Source organism: Sessilibacter sp. MAH3 (assembly GCF_054658275.1).
On record NZ_BAAGIE010000019.1, the window covers coordinates 72,577 to 93,988 of the forward strand.

A 21,412-nucleotide genomic window follows, 5' to 3' on the forward strand; every position below is an offset into this window, starting at 1 on the left:
TTATGGCTATTGAAAAACTTAAAAAATTAACCGTCGCGGCCAGTCACGAAAACAAAAATACGGTTGTCGCAGAGCTACAGCGTTTTGGTTGCTTGCACATAATAGACTCCGAACCGTCGCAAACCAATACTTCGTTAAACACCAATATTTCGTTAAACACTGGTGATTTAGAAAAAAAATACCAAGAAGCCATACAGTTTTTACACAATACAGTCGCAACGCTGCCGCAACTGAGAACCTTGTCGAGTGTAACGATTGAAACTATTCTTGATGATATTATTACGTTAAAAGCCGATCTAAAGCATAAAAATGATCAGTTGGATGTAATTAATCAACAAATCAAACTGATAGAGCCGTGGGGTAATTTTACCCTGCCAGAGTCGGAGTTCGATCAATATTTTACGTTATGGTTTTATCGATTTCCGGTGAAAAACCAACGTCAGTTGAATGAGCTTGAATATCCGTGGCAAATGGTTAATAAAACCCATAAATATTATTATGTAGTCGTTATTTCTGAAAATCAGACAGCTCCTAGTATTGATAACGCGCACAGAGACAACATCGGTCATGTTTCTCTGTCTGAGCTAAATCTTCAAAAAGAAAAAATTCTGTTAGAAATAGAAGAGTGCAATTTAAAAAGAATCGCTCTTTCAAAATACGTTTTCGTCTTAAAGTCTAAAGTCGCTGAAATTCAAAATCGTAATCAGTTTGCTAAAGCATTGGCGAGTATTCAAGACGAGCCGGGATTTTTTGTATTAAAAGCGTGGATTCCTGTTAAAAAGCTCGCCGAGCTTAAGTTGTTGTCTGACAAGGTTGGATTCGCGTTCATTGCTGAGTCACCGTCAGATAATGATACGCCACCAACGCTACTGGCTCCACAGTCTTTCTTTTCGGCAGGTGCCATTCTGTCGGCTATTTATCAAACGCCTAATTACAACCGTTGGGACCCATCGATACATTTATATCTGTCTTTCTCGGTATTCTTTGCCATTATCTTATCCGATGTTGGTTATGCGCTTATTCTTGGTATTTTGTTTTTAGCGATTGGTTTCATTTATAGAAAAAACTCCATCGTTAAGCAGTTTGACTCATTAATGTTTTCGATATTTTTGGCATCGTCGATTTGGGGGCTGATGGTTGGTAGTTTTTTCGGCTATGAGATGAGCGCCATATCTACCGTTATTGATTTAAAAATAATTGATTTGAATAACTACAATTGGATGATGAAAATATCCGTAGGTATCGGTGTTATTCATATCGTTCTCGCAAATATTACCAGTGCTGTTTCTTCACTGACAAATTCTGAAAAGTTTTCGCTGAATCTATTGTCAAAACTGGGCTGGTGTTTGGTGGCGACCGGTGGCTATTGCTATTGGCTGTTTATGAATCAGCCAGAATTTTTGACGTCTCTTTCATGGTTGATGGCGGCGGGGTTTGCATTGATTTTTGTGTTCAGCGAACCATTAAAGAGTTTTCGTGGTAAAGACATTAAAAAGTCATTAATTTCGGGGTTTGTAGCACTGAGTAATTTAACCAAATTATTCGGTGATGCCTTGAGTTATATGCGTTTGTTTGCCCTAGGTTTGGCCAGTGCCTCATTGGCAATTACCTTTAATAACTTGTCGGCACAATTTTTTAATGAGGCCGGTATAGGATACATCTTTGGCGCGATCATTTTTATTATCGGGCATCTGGTTAATATTGTGCTGGGTGTTATGTCTGGTGTTGTACATGGTTTACGTCTGAATTTTATCGAGTTCTACAACTGGTCTGATCCCGGAGAAGGCTATGTTTTTAAACCGTTTTATTTGAAAGAGATTGATTATGAGTGAATTTTTTGAACTGCTCGCTTGGGTAGGAATATTTGCACCGGTAGCACTTGGAGCAATCGGCAGTGTACTTGGCTGTTCTTACGCAGGACAGGCGGCGGTGGGAGCATTGCTTGATACGGATTCAGGTTATGGGCGCTATATTGGATTATCGGTATTACCTTCGACATTTGTTATTTATGGCATTGTGCTTATGTTCTCATTACAAAATGTAGCCATCGCTGAAGAGGCACCCGGCTTGTTTGCTATTGGTGTTTTGTCGGGAATATCGCTGTTATACGCCGCTTCTTGGCAGGGGCGTCTTGCTGCTTCTGCGATTAATACCATTAAAGAAAAGCCCAGTGTTTTTGGCTTATCAATCACACCTGTAGCAATTGTTGAAGGTTTTGGTGTGTTTGTATTTATTTTCGCCTTGGTGTTAATTGGTAGCCTTTCTCCAGCGAGTTGAATCTATGAATGATAAATCAGAAAAGAACTCGAACGGTGTTGATGAGTTGATTCAGCGCCTTAAAATTGAAGGCGTAAAGGCTGCACAAGATGAATCTAATCGTATCATTACAAATGCTCGATCAGAAGCAGAGCGTATAATTGCAGACGCTAAAAAGAACGCCGAAACCATTTTAAAAAATACAAAAGAGCGCATTGATAAAGAGCAGTCTGCGGCTCATGATGCGATGGCGATTGCTTATCGAGATCTCATCATTGATATTAAAAATCATATAAAAACTCAGTTCTCGTCCGACGTGGAACGTATGGTTAAAGAAACGCTGGTCCATCCCGATATGATAAAATCTTTTGTGCAGGCGGCATGCAACAAAATATTGGGCGAAAATAAATTTGAATTGCACGATAGCTATGAAATTCTGCTGCCAGAACAACTATTGAAACTTGACGATATTACTAAAGACCCTGAAAGTGCATCAAAAGGGGAGTTGGCCGATTTTATTTTCTCCATTCAAAAAGACATGTTATCTAAGGGAATTACTTTTAAGCAGGGTGTTAAGGGTACTTCAGGAATTCAAATTCGATTGGTCGAAAAACAAATTCAAGTCGATTTAACCGATGAATCTATTAAAGCAATTTTAATGGAATATCTAAACCCAAGATTTAGAGCTGTGCTCGAAGGCATCATACATTAACGGTAATAAACAATGACGAATCATGCCTATATTTATGTTAAGTCGAGTTTATCCGGGTTTAGGTCGTCGTATGAAATTCCGCAGCTTATACCCTCTAGAATAACCTTAGAAAAACGTTTGTCTACATTGCCGATAGAAGAGCAAAGACTGGTCTATCACCTTGAACGTGTTTATTTTCATAAAGCCGTTGGCGCAGATTTTACAACTGCTTTGAATTTGGACTTGGCGTCAATTTTTAAAACGCTTACCAATAAGTCTTTAATCGATTTTTTAATCATGCAATGGACAATCGATTATTTATTTTTAGCCAAATCGCTAAAATACTATTCCGTTCCTGAACCACAATCGTATTTAGAGAAGATTCATTGGTTTTTTGATCAACAAAATGACCTAAAAAAGACAATTTTAAAGCATTGGCAAGAAGAAAATTTTGGATTAGGTAATCGATTTTCATGGTTGGCTAAAATAAAAGCATTATTAGAAAACGATGAAATTCTAGAAGCCGAGAAATTAAGATTGTCGTTGAAATGGAATCTTTGTTATCGATGCGAAAATCGACATCAATTTAATTTATTTTCCATCATTATCTATGTGTTTCAGTGGAATATCGTATCGAGCTGGCAAGAGTACATAAAAGCGGATGTGCAAAAAAACCTTGCAAATATAAGTGTGACCGAAGAGTTGGCGGAAGAATTAATTGGAAGCTCTGATTAAGTTACATAAGAATTAATCAGCATTTCTAAGCAAAATTAAACAATAATGTTTTATACAGAGTTTTAAGTTAATGGTAACTGTAGAATTGAATAATCATCAAGTTGACTCAAAATCTGAAGTTAGTGCTCGGGTGGTTGCCGTACAAGATGATTTAATCACGCTAGAGAGTGTAGAGACTTCGCAGGGTTTTTTACCGTTAACTAAAAACGAAGTTATTTATATTTTGCCGTCTCGTAAAACTGCCTCTGGTCGGCAAGAGTTTCTTAAAGCCGAAATTTTACGAATCTCTGGGATTAGGGCCGATGCACAGGTGTACGAAAGTACCTCTGGCGTTGGTGTTGGCGACGGCATTATGCAAACGCATCAAATGCTCTCGGTAGATCTGGGCCCAGGGCTTTTGGGTATGGTTTATGACGGGTTACAAAATCCGTTAGAAGACATCGCAATTACTTACGGTACTTTTTTACCGCGCGGTGTTGATATAAACGCACTTAAATCCGATAAAAAATGGCTTTTTACGCCCAACGTAAAAACGCTTACCAACGTTAGGGCCGGTGATATTTTAGGTTTTGTCAGCGAATCAAAATTTAAACACCGTATTATGGCGCCGTTTGATTTACAAGGTGTGTGGCGAGTTGAATGGGTTCAGCAAGGCAGTTTTACGGTTACAGAGCCGGTAATAGAATTGGTACAACTTTCAACAAATGATGCTGATCTCGAATTTAACCAAGTTACCAACAATAATACTCGCCGATTAATTACGCTGTCTCAACGTTGGCCCATTCGAACCTCTATCGCTAAAACCTTAACAGCAAAAAATAGGGCGCAACGAGGTTATCCTTGTGAGCCTTTATCAACCACGATTCGCTTGATTGATACATTTTTTCCCATTGCCAAAGGTGGTACGGGTTGTATTCCTGGGCCTTTTGGTGCTGGCAAGACGGTGTTGCAGGGGTTAATTTCTCGTTATTCGAATGTTGATATTGTTATTGTGGTTGCGTGCGGCGAGCGGGCGGGTGAGGTGGTAGAAACCATTCACGAGTTTCCGTCACTGGTTGATCCAAAAACCGGCGGTACGCTCATGGATCGCACCATTATTATCTGCAATACATCGTCAATGCCTGTCGCGGCTCGTGAGGCTTCGATTTATACCGGTATTACACTTGGTGAGTATTATCAGGCAATGGGTTATGACGTATTGTTAATTGCGGATTCTACGTCGCGCTGGGCGCAGGCAATGCGTGAAACCTCTGGACGCTTAGAAGAAATTCCTGGCGAAGAAGCGTTTCCTGCTTATTTAGACTCTGCGGTTAAAGAAATTTACGAACGTGCTGGAGTATTGGTTCGCGAAGACGAATCTTCGTTAACCGGAACCTTAACCATGATTGGCACAGTATCACCGGCGGGTGGTAATTTTGAAGAACCGGTAACCCAATCAACCCTGAGTACGGTAAAAACCTTTTTGGGTCTTTCGGCGGAGCGTGCGTATCGACGTTTCTATCCTGCGGTTGATCCTTTGCAATCTTGGTCTCGATATTTTGATCAACTTAACGAATGGTTTGATAAAAATCTTGGTGAAGGCTGGTCGCAAAAAGTAGCAACATTAAAGCATTTATTACACCGCGGCGACGAAATAGAGAGAATGATGCAAGTGACCGGTGAAGAAGGTGTAACGACGGAAGACTTTATTGTCTATCAAAAATCTATGTTATTGGATCAGGTGTATCTTCAACAAGATGCATTCGATGCGGTTGATGTTTCTGTGCCCTTAGATCGGCAGATAGAGCTTTTAGCGCTTTTAGAAGCAGTTATTCAACATTTGCCTGACTTACACGATAAAAATGTAATCAGGAATTTTTATACAGAAATGTCTGGACTCTTTAAAAATCTGAACTACACACCTAGAAATTCAGAAAAATATTTTCAGTATCAAGAAAAAATTCAGTCCAAATTGAACTGAATTTTTTCGTTGGTTTAAATACTTGGTTCTGATAGTAAAATTCCAACGCCTGAATTTTGGTATTAATGTCTCTGAATTAAAGTCCTTGAATTAAAGCTTCACACTTAAACGTCTTTATTTTTTAGCTTTCCATACCAAGGTAAATACGGCCCTTTAGGAATAATACCGGTTGGATTCAACGCTTTAATTGAGTAATAACCGGCTTTAATGTGGTCGATAAAGGTATTCTCATTGAAGGCCTTTATTTCAAGCAGCTGTTCAAAATAACGTGAAACGTTTACGTAATCACGAATCATTTTCTTGTTGGTTTTGAATATTCCGTAATAGGCACAATCAAAACGTGCCAAGGTTACAAACAGTCTAATATCGCTTTCCGTTAATTGATTACCAACCACGTAATCCTTGCCGTGCAAATGCGTTTCTAGCCATTCTAAGGTAGAAAAAACCTCGTTGTATGCTTCTTTGTAAGCTTCTTGTGTGGATGCAAAGCCCGCTCGGTAAACGCCATTATTAAACGTGTTGTATATTTTTTCGTTGAAGTCATCTATTTCGGGTAAGAGCTCAATAGGCGCAATGTTGTATGAGCTGTTGTGAAGTGGGCGAAAATCTTCATTGAGTATTCTCAGTAAATCAGAAGACTCATTGTTGCGAATTTTTCCGGTAATGTTATCCCAAAGTACAGGAACTGTTGCTCTGCCGGTATAGTTAGCATCAGTTTGTGTATACAGTTGATGCATATGAGAAAATTCAACGTCGCTAGGTGCCGTTGCGTTTACATATTCTCCAAAAAACCAACCTTCATCACTCAATCTTGGGTGAGTTACTTTCAAATCGATAACATTTTCCAATTCAAACAATGACCGAGCGATCAAAACACGGGTGGCCCAAGGACAGATATAGGCAACATAGAGCGAGAAATGGCGAGGTAACGCAGTGGGCTTATCTTTTATTACTGCAATTTCTTCGGGACTTATGCGATCTCTAAACGAGCTGCTTTGTCGTATAAATCTACCTTGTTCGTCTTTTTTTTGTACAGGGTCCCAGTTCGCCTGCCATGTTCCATTAACCAGCATGTTGTTCTCGTTTCTTGTTGAATTTAATGGATGTTATAAGAAACTTTAATTCCAGACCCAAGCTGAAATATTTAATGCAATTCATCAAAATGTTTGTATTTTTAGGATTCAGACCACTGGAACACGGTCTGAACGACGTTTTGATTAATTTAGAGATATTAAGAGCTGAGTTTTATTATTTAAATGCAGCGGTGATCAGAGATTTATTTAATTTAAGGACGCTTTAACGTTGATCTAGCGTTTTGAACTCAAGAAAGCAATAAAACGGTCTGCAGTAAGATAATTTGTAATGAGATAAAGAGTAATAAGAGTTGAATGTATACAGTTTTTTGAAGGAGGTTTACAGGACGGGTAATCCGTTGTCTGAGAAAAAATTAGGCATCCGTGCCTATCTGTAATGTCTCACCTTGATCTAGCACTACCCATACTAAATGTCGGTGATTGAGAAAATTCACGTAAAAAGGAAATACTAAAGCAAAAAACTAAAACGCAAGCAAAAGGACCATGACACTGAAATTTGTTTCGACCCAATATTAAATCAACTAAAGTGTTTAATATTGCCTTCCACAAAGTGTGATTTGCTTCCGTTGGATACAAGGTAGAGGTTCTCGTTAATTCATTAAATTTAAATAATTTAAATTACTTCATCAAATTAACCGAATGTTAAAATACAGTCATGAAAAATAATTCACATTCAAGTAATAAGTTGAAAAAAGTAGTAAGAAAGTTTGTAATTTCTTGGATGTTATTAATTCTCATTATTCAACTTATAAAAAAAAGGTTATTTGTAGGTATTATTTTTTGGAAAAACTTCTAAATAATTTAAATTTATAATTGCTATAAAGGTTTAATTTTTTACTGTTCGCTGGCAGTTTTACCCTGGGTGTTCATTCACCTGAATTGTATTTATTTGTCGCGTTTGAGATGACTTTTTTAGCGTATAACTTGGTTCTGAAAAGACTTTTTACTATGTATTTCATAGAGTTATGTTTTTAAGAAGGTCTATTCTCAGTTGCAGAATAGGACTCACACATTTATATCAATGACGGCAGCGGGTTTTATATGGCGACGGATAAGTAACGTTAGACGATGAAGAGGTTTATACAGGAAACTCTGGTTGATCGAGTGTTTCTGGTGATAATAGACTCTGTTGCCGATTGCAAGAGTTATAAGTGATTGAAACTATTTAGAAAATATAAGTCCTGTTTTCAATTTCTGCTCTTTGATTAAATCATGGAAGAATCAGCTCGAAGTTTCTATAAACAAACAAGATAAGAAAGGTTCAAATTTAGACAAATTTGGTATTTAGCATAGAGGATGTTCGAGTTTCTGTTACAAGTTAGCACCGCCTAAATTATTCTTGGAAAAATAATTTTAATCACTCTATTTTATGGTGTTACAACAAGAGTACTGGCGGGAATATATCAAAGATGGAAATTAACTATTGTTTGAATCCTCAATACACTCTACTGAATACATTCTATTCTGGTCAAATCTCATTTACCTTTAAATTATTTTCGTAACAGTGAGTTTTTATTTTTTCCGGTATTTTAGTGTCATTGAAAACATCAAATCGCTTGAATATTTTGAAAAGCTTTATTTAAGCGATTTCAAGCTACTGTCTGCTATATTTTAACGATTTATCTACCCGGATTTTCTTTCTTGCCCCGGTGGTATACCCACTCGATTTTTATAGGCTTTTCTAAACGCAGACTCCGTTTCATAGCCAACGGCTTCAGCAATTTGAGCGATCGATAATTCTGTTGTTCTAAGCAAATTGGTTGCTCTTGCCATTCGCCATTGTGCTAAATATTGCATGGCCGGCATTCCAACCTTTTCGTGAAAATATTGAGCAAACGTTGATCTGCCCATGAGTGCATGTTTGGCAAGTTGTTCTAGTGTCCAAGGTTTATCGGGTTGATTGTGAATCGCCGCGAGTGTGCCATTGATTTTTGGATCGAACAGTGCTGCAAGCATGCCTTCTTTTACTTTACCTTGCTGAATTTGTAAGCGAAGTATTTCAATAAACAATAGATACGAAATTTGATTTACACAGGCGTGAAATCCGGCCTCTTGGCGCCTTAATTCATTCAGTAATAAATCGATTAATAAGCGTAACGATGGTGTTTCGCTCAATTGTTGCAGACCAAGCAAAATCACGGGATCTAAAGAGTCGAGCAGCGGCCAGCTAACTTGATGTTTAAATTCAAAGAAACCACAAATCATGCCGGTATCTCGAATTTCTCCGAGGTTTTCTACCGGTTCAGGAATCTGATTAAACTTTTGATTTGGTGCAATTTCAATCGCATTGGAGATTATGTGTTCGTCGTCAGTCGGAAAAATGACCATATCTCCGGCAGACATACGCTTAGGTGGCTGATTATCCAAATGCAACCACGCCTCTCCGTAAGCAATTAAGTGAAAGGGTATTTTTCGCAAACCGGAAGTATTTACAGCCCAGTTGCCGCAAAAATGGCCTTCTAAATAAACTTCTGCCCGCAGGTCTAGTTTAGAAACGACCGAACTTAACGCATCCGGCTCTTCAAGTGAGTATTCTGTACGTTTGGACATGAATATTGTACGAATTGAGTCTATAAGTATTAGGTTAGTGGACTATAGTATCGTCACTGGTTGAGAGTCACCAGTAGTTTTTTTGTCTGCCTTGGTTTGATACACACTAATCATTGCGGATATTAGATATAGCTTTTTATGAAGTCCTCATGGGGGAAAAAATGAATACTTTAAAACATTTTGTAATTGCTTTATGTGTGGTTTTTGCAGGTTTTGCGCAAGCTGAAGTTGCTAAAAAGAATAGTGACGGTGTTACTGTAATTCACTTAGATGAATACTCAGGTTATTTCTCTGCACACGAAACTCTAGCGAGCCTAAAACCAGGTGACTACGAATTCGTTGTAACCAATAAATCAGACAAATTAGTTGGTTTCCAAATTCAAAATCTTTCTAGCAAAGAAAACCTAGATATGTTCCCGCTAGAACCAGGCGAAACTCGTACTTCTAAAGTTGAAGTGGGTAAAGATGGCGTACGTTTCCGTTGCCCACTTAACCCAACTCCTTGGTACGATGTTGACGTTATCAAGTAAGTTGTTTTAAACAAGTTAGTTAAGGTTGCAGTACTACTCTTAACTATTGTTTAAAGTACGAAATGCATCGTTTGTTATTACAATGAACGGTGCATTTTCTTTTTTTAGCCACAAAAAATATTTTTTAATGTTCGCTTTCAACAGATCAATTAATTTAGTGATAAAAATATTTTGAAGATGACTTACAATTTTTAGCTTGAATCCATAGAGGGTTGATGAGAGATTTCTAAACTTCTGATTTTAACTAAAGGTTACTGTTGTGTCGTTTGATCTTAGTGAGCGTCTTGTTGTTGGTTTGGCATCCAGTGCTTTATTCGATTTAGAAGAATCAGACGAGGTGTTTCGCTCCAAAGGTGAACGGGCATATCGAAGCTACCAATCTGAACACCAAGATAAACCACTAAATAAAGGTGTAGCTTATCCGTTTATACGACGTTTACTGTCTCTTAATAAGATGAATCCCGAAAACCCTCCCGTAGAAGTCATTTTATTATCGAGAAATGATCCAGATACTGGTCTTAGAGTTATGAACTCCATAGAGCACTATGGGTTACCCATTACTCGAGCGGTGTTTCTACAGGGCACATCTCCACATGTTTATATTCCGGCGTTTGATATCGAACTGTTTTTATCTGCCGATAAAGTGGATGTAAAACAGGCCATTATTGCTGGATATCCCGCCGGGCAAATATTAAAAGGCAGTTTTACCGATGATAACGAAGATTCGCAATTACGCATTGCCTTCGACTTTGACGGCGTTATTGCTGACGACGAGTCAGAAACTGTTTTTAAGCAATCCAATAATCTTGATGATTTTCATGGTCACGAAGTTGCGAAAGCCAATATTCCTCACAGTCCAGGCCCATTAAAAAAGTTTTTAGCGCGTATTTCTACAATTCAAGCGTTGGAGTTGATCAAACAAGAACAAGACCCAACTTATAAGCCTATTTTAAGAGTCGCCATTGTTACTGCCAGAAATGCGCCTTCGCATAAGCGTGTTATTAATACGATGCGTCATTGGGGAATTATGGTAAATGAAGCCTATTTTATGGGAGGTGTTGATAAATCGACCGTTCTAGAAGTTATGAAACCTCATATCTTTTTTGACGATCAAAAATTGCATTTAGAACGCGCATCTTCTTATGTACCTTCGGTACACATTCCATTTGGTATTGCCAATCAATAACATTATCGGTGTTTCTCACTGATAACTCTGCGTTTGCATTGATCCTAAATCTCGGTATCTTTGCGGTTTTAGTATTAATGCGAGAGTGTATTTGTGATTCATAAGATAAGTCAGCATTTTAAACTTCTCATCTTTATGTCTTTAACGCTTGTGGCCGTGCATGCGTACAACGTTTATACCAATGGTCAGTTGGTGTATTTAGGCATCGGACCCAGAAACGTAAATACTCTGTGGCACATTTATACCGCGCCTTTTATTCATGGTAGCTGGGGCCATTTAATTAATAATCTGATTGGTTTATTAATTTTTAGCACCTTATGTTTAATGCGCTCTACCAAGTTTTTTATCTACGCAAGCTTTTTTATTATTACTCTTGGTGGCTTTTTAACCTGGTCTTTAGGCAGAGCAACCCTTCATGTGGGTGCCAGTGGTTGGGTATTTGGGCTTTGGTCGTTGATTATTTTAATGGGTTGGTTTGATCGCCGATTTGGCAGTATTGCCATTGCTATTTTAGTGCTGATTTTTTACGGGGGAATGATTTTTGGTGTATTACCTACCGATAAACGCATTTCTTACGAGTCGCATTTATTTGGTGCAATTGCCGGAGCTTTATTTGCGTATTTGTTCGGTAAAAAGTCTTGGGCGCGGTAATGTTATTTTTTTAAGGTAAGTTCGAATAAATCCGCGTCCATCCATGCTGGAAACTTTTCACGGAACTCCAGAAGATCGCTTTTGCTCAGTGTTTGGGTAATCTCAAACGAGCTGTCTTCTGGTTCATCAACCATCAGTTGACCTTTAAAATCAACAGCAAGCGAATCACCGCTGTACTGCCAACCTTTACCGTCTTCACCAATGCGATTAACGCCCACAACGTAGGCCAGATTTTCGATGGCTCGGGCGATAAGCAAAGAGCGCCAGGGTAGGCGTCTTGATTTTGGCCAGCTGGCCACGCAGAGCATTAGGTCATAATCGTTTTGGTTGCGACAAAACACAGGAAAGCGTAGGTCGTAGCAGACGGTCAGCAAAATATTCCAGCCTAAATATTCAATACAAACGCGCTTATCGCCAGGTAAATAGCGCTTGTGTTCATCACCCATACGAAACAAGTGAACCTTGTCGTAATAAACCGGCGCTTTAAACGGTGTTACAAACCACAGTCTGTTGGTGTGACCCGCGCCAGTATCGAAAACAGTACTGCCACAAATGGCTGCATTAAGTTCGTTTGCTTGAGCTTGCATCCAATCCAAAGTTGGATTTGAGCCGGTAGAATCTAACGCTGATAAGCTGAGCGAATCGGGTTCGGTCGTAAAGCCAGAGGTGAACATTTCTGGCAATACGATCAAATCGGTTTGCCCTTTGAGGGGCGCCATTTTGTCTGCGAGATTGGCGCGATTTAGCACTGGTTGATGCCAGACTAAATCGGTTTGAATTAACGTAACACGCAAATCTTCAGACATTTAAATGCTCGTAAATTTAGGCTTTAGGTTCGGTCGCACTGACTTTGGCAATGTTATATTTTTCGCAAATTTTATGTACAAACGATTTTTCTTGACCAATTTCTTGCTCTGTTAGGCCATCCAATTCATAGGGAAAGACCAACCAATCTTCGGTTTCGTGCACGTAAAAATCCGGTTTTCTTTCCACTCGTTCAAGGGAAGGTTTACGCCAAAGCGTAGCGATTTTGACGTCTTCCGGCATATTGCGGCGAGTCTTTTTTTGCAGACGATTTAACACCGCTTGTACGTTTAAGCCCGTGCTGTAAACGTCATCAACGATCAAGAGTTTATGGTGTGACTCAAGATTGTCTAACAGATACTGTGTGCCGTGAACGCGAATATTTTCGTGTTTCTCGACCATAGAATTGTAACTGCTGAGTCCTCGGTAAGAGGTTCGCAAAGAGATGTGATCTGTTTTAATGCCTAAAAATTCGAGGCAATCCTGCACAGCTATACCTACAGGACTACCACCGCGCCACAATCCAACAATAAAATCAGGGCGAAAACCACTGCGATAAATGATTTCGGCTAATCGGTATGAATCTAAAAGTACGGTTTCTGCATCTAAATATTTTTTGATCATTTAATCAAATGCCATGTATGGTCGCGGAAATAGGATTTGCCAGTATATAATAATTGACTGACAAGACAAAAATTGAGTAGCAGTTAATGGCAGACAAGTATTACATCTCTTCTCAACAATTATTAGAAGACTCGTTTGAACTCGGCGCTAAGGTTCTGGCGAGCGGTTTTCGACCGAAAGTTATTATTGCCCTGTGGCGCGGTGGTACACCCATCGGGATTGCTGTTCAGGAGTTTATTGATCACTACGGTGGTTGCCAGTCTGACCACATTGCGATTCGAACCTCGTCCTATTCGGGCATTGGTCAACGCTCCGATAACATTCGTATTCATGGTTTAAGTTATCTGCTCAAAAACTTTAATTACGACGATCCATTATTGATTGTGGACGACGTTTTTGACACCGGCCGAACTATTGACGCCTTAATTAAAGAATTGCAAAGTAAGGCTCGTAAAAACTGCCCAAAAGATATTCGAGTAGCGGTGCCTTACTACAAGCCTAAATCTAACCTAACCGATCGTGTTCCTGACTATTATTTGCACGAAACCGAACAATGGTTGAAATTTCCCTTCTCTTTAGAGGGATTAACCAAAGATGAAGTGGTAAAGAATCGTCCCCAAATACACGACATTATCGGTGACTTGATACCTGATTAATGTATTAAAAATAGTTTTTAGGTATCAGAAATTATTATTTGATTGTCATAGGCAATATCAATTAAAAACTCCGCATTAAAGTGTTAGTGTAGCGCGAACTGATTATTTTCATTTGCGGAGTTTTTTATGTCGGTTAAAGAACCAACTCTAAGTAAAGAGGCGAAACCTCTTAACGAAAGTACTTCCGACTCATTACGCGACAATATTCGCATGCTTGGGCGTATTTTGGGGGACACCATCAGTCAAACCCACGGCCAAGAGGTACTCGATCAAGTTGAAGCCATTCGTAAGATGGCTCGCGATTCACGTAAAGGCAATGAACAGGCTCGCTCACAATTAACGCAACTATTGAGTTCGTTAAGCGACGAACAAATGTTGATTGTTGCCCGTGCCTTTAACCAATTTTTAAATCTCGCCAACATTGCGGAGCAATATCAAACCGTTGCTCCGGGTGAAATCACCGCCCACGCCGGTGAGCGTTCGTTAAAAGAATTTTTAGCTACCGCAAAAACGTCGATTAATCCCGTAGATTTTCATAAAGCGCTCAATGAATTATCCATTGAATTGGTCTTTACCGCGCACCCAACCGAAGTCTCTCGCCGCACCTTGATCCAGAAACATCAATTACTGAACGATAGCTTGGCAGAGATGGATCGAACCATTGATTCTCATGAGCGTTCGGATATTCAGGCACGTATCGAGGAGCTTATCGCGCAAGCTTGGCACACCGATGAAATTCGTGAGCGCCGACCAACACCGGTAGACGAGGCTAAATGGGGTTTTGCGGTTATCGAGCAATCGCTTTGGCATGCCGTGCCGTTATTTATGCGTCGATTCCATCGAATGCTTAAAACGGAATCCGACATCACCATGCCGTTAAACTGGATGCCGCTGTCGTTTGTATCTTGGATGGGCGGCGACCGCGACGGCAATCCATTTGTAACCGCAAAAGTAACTCGTGAAGTCCTGCTTACCAGTCGCTGGGAAGCCATGGATTTATATTTGCGCGATTTCGATCGACTCTGCTCAGAAATTTCGGTAACGCCTTGCAGCGATGAATTGCGTGCGGTTGTTGGTGATAGCAGCGAACCCTACCGAACTCTGTTAAAACAATTGCGCGATCAAATTGAAGAAACTCGCGACGCTTTAACCGCAGAATTAACCGGCAAACCAAATGCCGCAAAAGATTTAATTACCCATACAGAGCAATTACGCGCACCTTTAGAAATGTGCTACAGCTCTTTGGTAGAGGTTGGCTTAGAAAGTATTGCTAATGGCCTATTGCGCGACACTATTTGGCGAGTGCATGCATTTGGTGTACCTCTGGTTAAACTCGACATTCGTCAAGACAGCGAACGTCATACCGAGGTGTGGTCGGAATTAACCCGCTATTTAGGTTTAGGGGATTACGGACAATGGGCCGAATCCGATAAGCAAAACTTTTTATTCACAGAATTAGCCTCAAGAAGACCGCTAATTCCTCAAAGTTGGCGCCCAAGTGCCGACGTGCAAGAAGTTTTAGATACCTGCCGCCTAGTCGCAAAAACCGATCCCCAAGCCTTGGGTATATACATTATCTCAATGGCGAGAAAACCCTCCGACGTATTGGCGGTACAATTATTATTGCGCGAGTGTGGTTGCCAACATCGTATGCCGGTTGCTCCTTTATTTGAAACCCTCGATGACCTAGAGCACGCCGAAAGTATCATCAGCGAATTGCTCAAGCACGATTGGTATCGTGGCTATTTACAAGGCCGCCAGTACGTCATGATTGGCTACTCAGACTCAGCTAAAGACGCCGGATTTTTTGCCGCTGGCTGGGCGCAATATCACGCGCAAGAATCATTGGTTAATTTGGCAGAGGCCAACGGCCTAAAATTAGTATTATTCCATGGCCGCGGTGGTACCGTTGGTCGCGGCGGTGCTCCTGCGCACAGTGCATTGTTATCGCAACCGCCGGGTAGCTTGCAGGGTGGCTTACGTGTAACCGAGCAAGGCGAAATGATTCGCTTCAAATACGGCCTGCCAGACATCGCCGTGCAATCCATGTCGCGTTTTGCATCGGCCATTTTAGAAGGTAATTTATTGCCACCACCCAAGCCTAAGCCTGCTTGGCGTGAAACCATGGTGAAACTCAGTGACGTATCGTGCAAAGCCTATCGTGGTGTTGTGCGTGAAAGTGAAGATTTTGTTGCCTATTTTCGTGCTGCAACACCCGAGCAAGAACTTGGTAAATTACCACTGGGTTCAAGACCGACCAAACGTAAACCCGGCGGCGGCGTAGAAACACTACGAGCTATTCCATGGATATTTGCATGGTCACAAAATCGCATGATGCTTCCTGCTTGGTTAGGCACTGGGCAAGCATTAGAAGCTGCGCGTAAAGAGCATGAATCTACATTGCGAGAAATGTTTGAAAACTGGCCGTTTTTTAAAGCGCGTTTATCCATGCTCGAAATGGTTTTTTCAAAAGCTGATCCGTGGCTTGCGGCTTTATATGATGAAAAACTCGTTCCCATTGAACAGCAACATTGGGGCGAAACATTACGAGCAAACCTGGCCAACGCAATTGCACAAGTGGTTGATTTAATTCCACACAGCAAACTCATGCAGGCAGACCCACAAATTCAAGCATCAATAAAAGTGCGCAGCCCCTACATAGACCCGCTAAACATCTTGCAAGTTGAATTGTTAAAACGTATGCGGGAATGCGGCGAAGTGTGCGGTGGAACCACACTCGAAAAAGCACTTATGGTAACCATTGCTGGTGTAGCCGCTGGTTTAAGAAATACCGGTTAGGGCTGTAGAAACCTCTGATTAACTCTTAAGAAATTAATGCCAATTCTTAGAGTTAAAAAAATAAAAGGCTTTGAGATAATTCAAAGCCTTTTTTATTGATACGAATTTGAGTTCGAAAAATCCAACGGGCTGGTAACACCTCTTTCATGCAGGCCTACAACATGGGTGTAAATTTGCGTGGTTGAAATATCTCTGTGGCCTAACATTTCCTGAATGGCACGAATATCGGTTCCGTTTCTCAATAAATTCGTAGCAAATGAATGCCTAAAAGTATGGCAGCCTGCTTTCTTAAGAATGCCCACACGCTTAATTGCGGCTTTTACTGCGCGCTGCACAGATTGTTCACCTAAGTGATGTCTTCTTTTTATGTTCGATCTCGGATCAATAGAATAGTGTGGTGCTGGAAATAAATATTGCCAGCCCGATGAGGTTGACGCATTCGGATATTTTCTTTCTAGAGCAAAAGGTAAATAAACCGAGCCGCAACCATCTGCCAAGTCTTTCTGATGCTGAGCCAAAACGAAATTTACTTGATTTTGTAAACCGTCAATTAAAGAACTGGGTAAAAGAGTTCTTCGCCAATAATTACCTTTTGCTTCTCGAACAATTAAACATCCATTACTAAAGTCCACATCTTGTACTCGTAAACGAACCGACTCCATCACGCGTAATCCAGAGCCGTACATCAGAGATACAATTAATTTATAAATACCGGATAATTCATTGATGATCGACATCGCCTCTTGATGCGAAAAAACAGTAGGAATATGTCGTTGTTTAGAACTTGGCGTAAATTCAACGCCTTCTAGCGGTTTGGATAAGAATTGATTGTATAAAAATGCCAAAGCGTTTAACGCTGTTTTCTGCGTATTAACAGAAACATTTTCTTGTAAAACCAAACTCGATAAAAACTGATTTACGTGATCAACCGTTAAATTATTTGGGTGCTGACGGTCATGAAAACGGATATAACGTAAAATCCAAAAGCAATAGACTTTCTCGGTTTTATAAGATAAGCGCTTCGAGCGAATAAAAGCCCGTAACTGATCCATCAGTCGTGTTGGATTTTTTGGAATAGGAATGGGTATATCATCCACATCAAAAACCTTGTTAGAAAATTTCAAATATCCTATCTAAAATAACCCAACATAAAAATCAACCTAAGTATGCTTATCTAAATAGTTTTCTAATATGTTTCAAAAATTAATTAAATTCAATAAGTTACCTGAACATGGTTTTTTCTGAGATAGATTTCACTGTGATACAAAATCCAAAGATGAAATTTGTGCCAAATTAGCTGAAATATTGACGTGACAAAGCTTTCGAGATAGCGTTGAGAAAAATTCACCCCAGATAGATGTCACAACGACGGTAAATTGGGGAAACATACGTCGTTAAGACATCTATTAAACTGTTAGAACTACTCTAGAGTTTTATCAGTGGTAAATTTTAAGTGTTACGTAAACTAAAAGTTTTCGTTCTTGGTGTTTTTAAGTAAAGCGCTAAATTTGAACAATTACGAAATCGTGGCAGCCAATTTTTGGTAAAAAGTAGGTTTATGTTGGGCAGTTTTGCTCTTCGTGGTTTCAATTAGCAAAGTGGTTGCGTAAAGTCGGGTGATTTCGTTCTTCGTGGCTCAAATAGGCAAGCTCAGTGGCGGAAAGTAAGGTAACTTAAATGTTTGGCTGTATGCTTTTAGTGTTGCAAAATAGCTATCTTCGCGGTTGTTCTAACAAGTTGCTCTTATTCGTTCTGGCCACAAAAGGCGTGGCCTCCACCGGACGCGCTAAGGCGCGCCGCAAAGCAAAGCGTTAACTGTATATGAAAATTGTAACGTGGAATTGCAACGGTGCACTGAGAAAGAAACTTAATGAAGTTGATTCTTTAAATGCAGACGTTCTCATTATTCAAGAATGTGAAGATCCTTCTCAATCTACGAAGGCTTATCAAGAGTGGGCGGGCAATTATCTCTGGGTCGGCACAAGTAAAAATAAGGGTATTGGTGTATTTCCAAAATCAGGTAACAAAGTAGAGCATCTAGAGTGGTCTGGCTCATTCAAAATACAAGGGCTGCATACATCAAGCCAAGCAACCTCGTGGTCTACTCAAGATTTAAAGCTGTTTTTACCCTTTCGTCTAAACAATCAATTCAACGTTTTGGCTTGTTGGACTAAAGGCAGTGATTCTCAAATATTTGGTTATATGGGGCAGTTCTGGAAATATCTGCAAATCCACAGAGAAGAACTTAATAAACAAAATACAATTATTGCAGGTGACTTCAATAGCAACGCAATATGGGACAAGCATGATCGTTGGTGGAGTCACACAGACACAATAAACGAACTAGCTTCTATTAATATAGAGAGTTTGTATCATTATCAAACTGGTGAGCTACAGGGGCAAGAAACACAACCTTCTTTTTATCTTCACAGAAATATCGAGAAGCCTTACCATATTGATTATTTTTTCATGTCTAGCCATCTCTTGTCAGTTAGTAAAGTTGAGCTAGGTAATATTAAAAATTGGCTGACTGTTAGTGATCACATGCCATTATGTGCAAATATCAGCAGTTAACAAGTTGCTCCAGCGGATTCCATAATCTGTCGCGCCTTTTGCAAAAACACGCAAAAGTCCCGCCAAATTATTCCACCGCTGAGCAAAGCGTTAGAACTATTCAGTGGTTTTATCAGTAGTAAATTTAGGTGTTACGTAAACCGGAAGTTCTGTTTCTTGGTGCCGTCAAATAAGGTACAAAATTAGAATAACTACAAAATCGTGGCAGCCAAATTTTAGTAAAAAAGTAGATGTAAGTTGGGCAGTTTTGCTCTTCTTAGTTTCAATGAGTGAAGTGGTTGCGTAAAGTTCGATAGTTTCGTTCTTCGCGGTTTCAATTAGTAAGGTGACACGTAACGTTTGGTAGTTTCGTTCTTCGTGGCTGAAATTGGCAAACTTGGTCGTAGAAAGTAAGGTGGCTTAAATGTTTAGTGGTATGCTTTTAACATTGCAAAATAGCTATTTTTTACTTGTTCTAACAAGTTGCTGTTATTCGTTTCGGCCACAAAAAGCGTGGCCTCCACCGGACGCGCTAACGCGCGCCGCAAAGCAAAGCGTTAGAACTATTTTGCGGTTTTATCAGTAGTAAATTTTAGGTGTTACGTAAACGGAAAGTTTTCGTTCTTGGTGCTTTCAGGTGCAGTGCAAAATGTTAGCAGCTACAAAATCGTGGTAGCTAATTTTTAATAAAAAGGTAGATGTGAGTTGGGCAGTTTTGCTCTTCTTAGTTTCAATGAGTGAAGTGGTTGCGTGAGGCAGAGCAGTTTCGTTTTTCGTGGCTCAAATTGGTAAATTTAGTTGCAGAAAGGGAGGTGGCTTAAATGTTTAGTGGTACACATTTAGCAATGCGAAATAGCTATTTTTGTACTTGTTCTAACAAGTTGCTCTTATTCGTTCCGGCCACAAAAAACGTGGCCTCCACCGGACGCGCTAACGCGCGCCGCAAAGCAAAACGTTAGAACTACTCAGTGGTTTTATCAGTAGTAAATTTTAGGTGTTACGTAAACTGAAAGTTTTCGTTCTTGGTGCTTTCAAGTACAGTGTAAAATGTTAGCAGCTACAAAATCGTGGTAGCTAATTTTTAGTAAAAAGGTAAATTTTCGTTGGGCAGTTTTGCTCTTCTTAGTTTCAATGAGTGAAGTGGTTGCGTGAGGCAGAACAGTTTTGTTCTTTGCGGTTTCAATTAGTAACGTGGCACGTAACGTTTGGTAGTTTCGTTCTTCGTGGTTGAAATTGGCAAACTTAGTCGCAGAAAATAAGGTAACTTAAATTTTTAGTTGTAAGCTTTTAATACTGCAAAATAGCTATTTTTGTAATTGTTCTAACAAGTTGCTCCTATTCGTTCCGGCCACAAAAAAACGTGGCCTCCACCGGACGCGCTAACGCGCGCCGCAAAGCAAAGCGTTATGCATCGTGAGTAAATCAGACTAATGTTTTTCATCTTCGGCCTAACTCTTCAAGCTATATTCCTAGCGCCTTCATTATTAATATGGTCACTATGTAAGCGTTTTATGCCAACATATTTCAAACACAGCCCTTACCTAATGACTCTCATTTGCTTTATTTTGTCGTTGGTTACAGTCTTTGCTCTAAAAATAGAATTCGAAGGTGGGTTAATCTCTGGCATCATCATATTCTCAGTGTTATCGTTTATTTACACATTAACCATTGCGCTTGGCTTATTTGTAATTCAGCGTATAAAGGCAACCAACAATGCATAACAAGTTGGTTAAGTTCGTTCCAGCCCTTCGGGCTTCCACTGGACAGCCAAAGCTTCGCTTTGTCTGCCCCTTACCAAGGCGTTATACGTATTCTTTGTATTATTCTTGGTGAATTTAATAGCTGTTTTGTCGTTGAATCTTGCCATTCTTGGTAGCTGAAGCTTCAGTAAACTAAAGTGTTAAATGGCTAACGTGGTAACCAATATTTTGCATCTATTGGTCTGAAAATTAATCTCGTTCGTTCTTCATAGTCCGCGTCAAACTGTGGTAAATTTTTAGTTTATTGACCCGCATTTTAATGCAGTAAATTCAACAATAGTGGCAAAGGTTGTTTATGTTAAAAACGTATAACAAACCGCTCAAACATCAGGCAAAAAACAAGTTTTTGCCTTGGACTCGCCACTGCGTGGCTCGCTGTTTAGCGGGGCGTTAGAACTATTGTAGGGTTTTATAAGTGGTAAATTTTAGGTGTTACATAAACTGAAAGTTTTTTGTTCTTGGAGCTTTCAAGTAGAGTAGTAAATGTTAGTAGCTACAAAATCGTGGCAGCCAATTTATAGTAAAATGTACATTTACGTTGGGCAGTTTTGCTCTTCGTATTT

At 39.8% G+C, this 21,412-nt stretch carries 16 protein-coding genes; 11 read left to right on the forward strand and 5 right to left on the reverse strand.

Annotated features, from left to right (window positions below; all coding sequences use genetic code 11):
- The first annotated feature begins 2 nt into the window (after positions 1-2).
- The 5 genes from ACYQ2C_RS12650 (at position 3) to ACYQ2C_RS12670 (ending at position 5,642) form a co-directional block, all read left to right on the forward strand.
- The gene (locus tag ACYQ2C_RS12650; RefSeq protein WP_460103013.1) at positions 3-1,832 is read left to right on the forward strand and encodes a V-type ATP synthase subunit I; all 1,830 of its coding nucleotides are present in this window, start codon (positions 3-5) and stop codon (positions 1,830-1,832) included.
- Positions 1,825-2,277, forward strand: a complete 453-nt coding sequence (locus ACYQ2C_RS12655) for an ATP synthase subunit C (RefSeq protein WP_460050674.1) — start codon at positions 1,825-1,827, stop codon at positions 2,275-2,277. The genes ACYQ2C_RS12650 and ACYQ2C_RS12655 overlap by 8 nt, the downstream gene beginning before the upstream one ends.
- A gap of 4 nt (positions 2,278-2,281) precedes the next feature.
- A complete protein-coding gene (locus ACYQ2C_RS12660) occupies positions 2,282-2,968 on the forward strand; it encodes a hypothetical protein (protein ID WP_460103009.1) in 687 nt (228 codons plus the stop codon).
- A gap of 12 nt (positions 2,969-2,980) precedes the next feature.
- Positions 2,981-3,682: a hypothetical protein gene (locus tag ACYQ2C_RS12665; protein ID WP_460103007.1), complete on the forward strand. Its 702-nt coding sequence runs from the start codon at positions 2,981-2,983 to the stop codon at positions 3,680-3,682.
- Between the two features lie 70 nt (positions 3,683-3,752).
- Positions 3,753-5,642, forward strand: a complete 1,890-nt coding sequence (locus tag ACYQ2C_RS12670) for a V-type ATP synthase subunit A (RefSeq protein ID WP_460103005.1) — start codon at positions 3,753-3,755, stop codon at positions 5,640-5,642.
- 104 nt (positions 5,643-5,746) lie between these two features.
- On the opposite strand, the gene ACYQ2C_RS12675 is transcribed toward ACYQ2C_RS12670, so the two are convergent.
- Both ACYQ2C_RS12675 and ACYQ2C_RS12680 read right to left on the reverse strand, forming a co-directional pair.
- The gene (locus ACYQ2C_RS12675) at positions 5,747-6,715 is read right to left on the reverse strand and encodes a glutathione S-transferase family protein (RefSeq protein WP_460103003.1); all 969 of its coding nucleotides are present in this window, start codon (positions 6,713-6,715) and stop codon (positions 5,747-5,749) included.
- A 1,644-nt stretch (positions 6,716-8,359) separates the two neighbouring features.
- Positions 8,360-9,286 carry a cupin domain-containing protein gene (locus ACYQ2C_RS12680; protein ID WP_460050684.1) on the reverse strand — a complete coding sequence of 309 codons (927 nt, stop codon included), beginning with the start codon at positions 9,284-9,286 and terminating at the stop codon, positions 8,360-8,362.
- A 161-nt stretch (positions 9,287-9,447) separates the two neighbouring features.
- On the opposite strand from ACYQ2C_RS12680, the gene ACYQ2C_RS12685 reads away from it, so the two are divergent.
- The 3 genes from ACYQ2C_RS12685 (at position 9,448) to ACYQ2C_RS12695 (ending at position 11,653) form a co-directional block, all read left to right on the forward strand.
- Positions 9,448-9,816 carry a hypothetical protein gene (locus ACYQ2C_RS12685; RefSeq protein WP_460050686.1) on the forward strand — a complete coding sequence of 123 codons (369 nt, stop codon included), beginning with the start codon at positions 9,448-9,450 and terminating at the stop codon, positions 9,814-9,816.
- 259 nt (positions 9,817-10,075) lie between these two features.
- A complete protein-coding gene (locus tag ACYQ2C_RS12690; RefSeq protein WP_460103000.1) occupies positions 10,076-11,002 on the forward strand; it encodes a 5'-nucleotidase in 927 nt (308 codons plus the stop codon).
- Between the two features lie 93 nt (positions 11,003-11,095).
- A complete protein-coding gene (locus ACYQ2C_RS12695) occupies positions 11,096-11,653 on the forward strand; it encodes a rhomboid family intramembrane serine protease (RefSeq protein ID WP_460050689.1) in 558 nt (185 codons plus the stop codon).
- Between the two features lie 2 nt (positions 11,654-11,655).
- Here the strand turns inward: ACYQ2C_RS12695 and ACYQ2C_RS12700 are convergent, their stop codons facing one another.
- Together ACYQ2C_RS12700 and ACYQ2C_RS12705 are read right to left on the reverse strand one after the other, a co-directional pair.
- Positions 11,656-12,459, reverse strand: a complete 804-nt coding sequence (locus tag ACYQ2C_RS12700) for an amidohydrolase (RefSeq protein WP_460102998.1) — start codon at positions 12,457-12,459, stop codon at positions 11,656-11,658.
- Between the two features lie 16 nt (positions 12,460-12,475).
- Complete coding sequence (locus ACYQ2C_RS12705) at positions 12,476-13,081, reverse strand: phosphoribosyltransferase (RefSeq protein WP_460050693.1); 606 nt, start codon at positions 13,079-13,081, stop codon at positions 12,476-12,478.
- A gap of 86 nt (positions 13,082-13,167) precedes the next feature.
- Between ACYQ2C_RS12705 and ACYQ2C_RS12710 the strand changes: the two genes are divergently transcribed.
- Together ACYQ2C_RS12710 and ppc are read left to right on the forward strand one after the other, a co-directional pair.
- Positions 13,168-13,737, forward strand: coding sequence for a phosphoribosyltransferase (locus ACYQ2C_RS12710; RefSeq protein ID WP_460102995.1), 570 nt, complete (start codon positions 13,168-13,170; stop codon positions 13,735-13,737).
- Between the two features lie 126 nt (positions 13,738-13,863).
- Entirely contained in the window at positions 13,864-16,536 is a 2,673-nt protein-coding gene (gene ppc / locus ACYQ2C_RS12715; RefSeq protein ID WP_460050697.1) for a phosphoenolpyruvate carboxylase, read from the forward strand.
- Between the two features lie 92 nt (positions 16,537-16,628).
- Here the strand turns inward: ppc and ACYQ2C_RS12720 are convergent, their stop codons facing one another.
- The gene (locus ACYQ2C_RS12720) at positions 16,629-17,633 is read right to left on the reverse strand and encodes an integron integrase (RefSeq protein WP_460102993.1); all 1,005 of its coding nucleotides are present in this window, start codon (positions 17,631-17,633) and stop codon (positions 16,629-16,631) included.
- 724 nt (positions 17,634-18,357) lie between these two features.
- Here ACYQ2C_RS12720 and ACYQ2C_RS12725 point away from each other — a divergent pair.
- Complete coding sequence (locus tag ACYQ2C_RS12725) at positions 18,358-19,110, forward strand: endonuclease/exonuclease/phosphatase family protein (protein ID WP_460102991.1); 753 nt, start codon at positions 18,358-18,360, stop codon at positions 19,108-19,110.
- Positions 19,111-21,412: the final 2,302 nt, after the last annotated feature.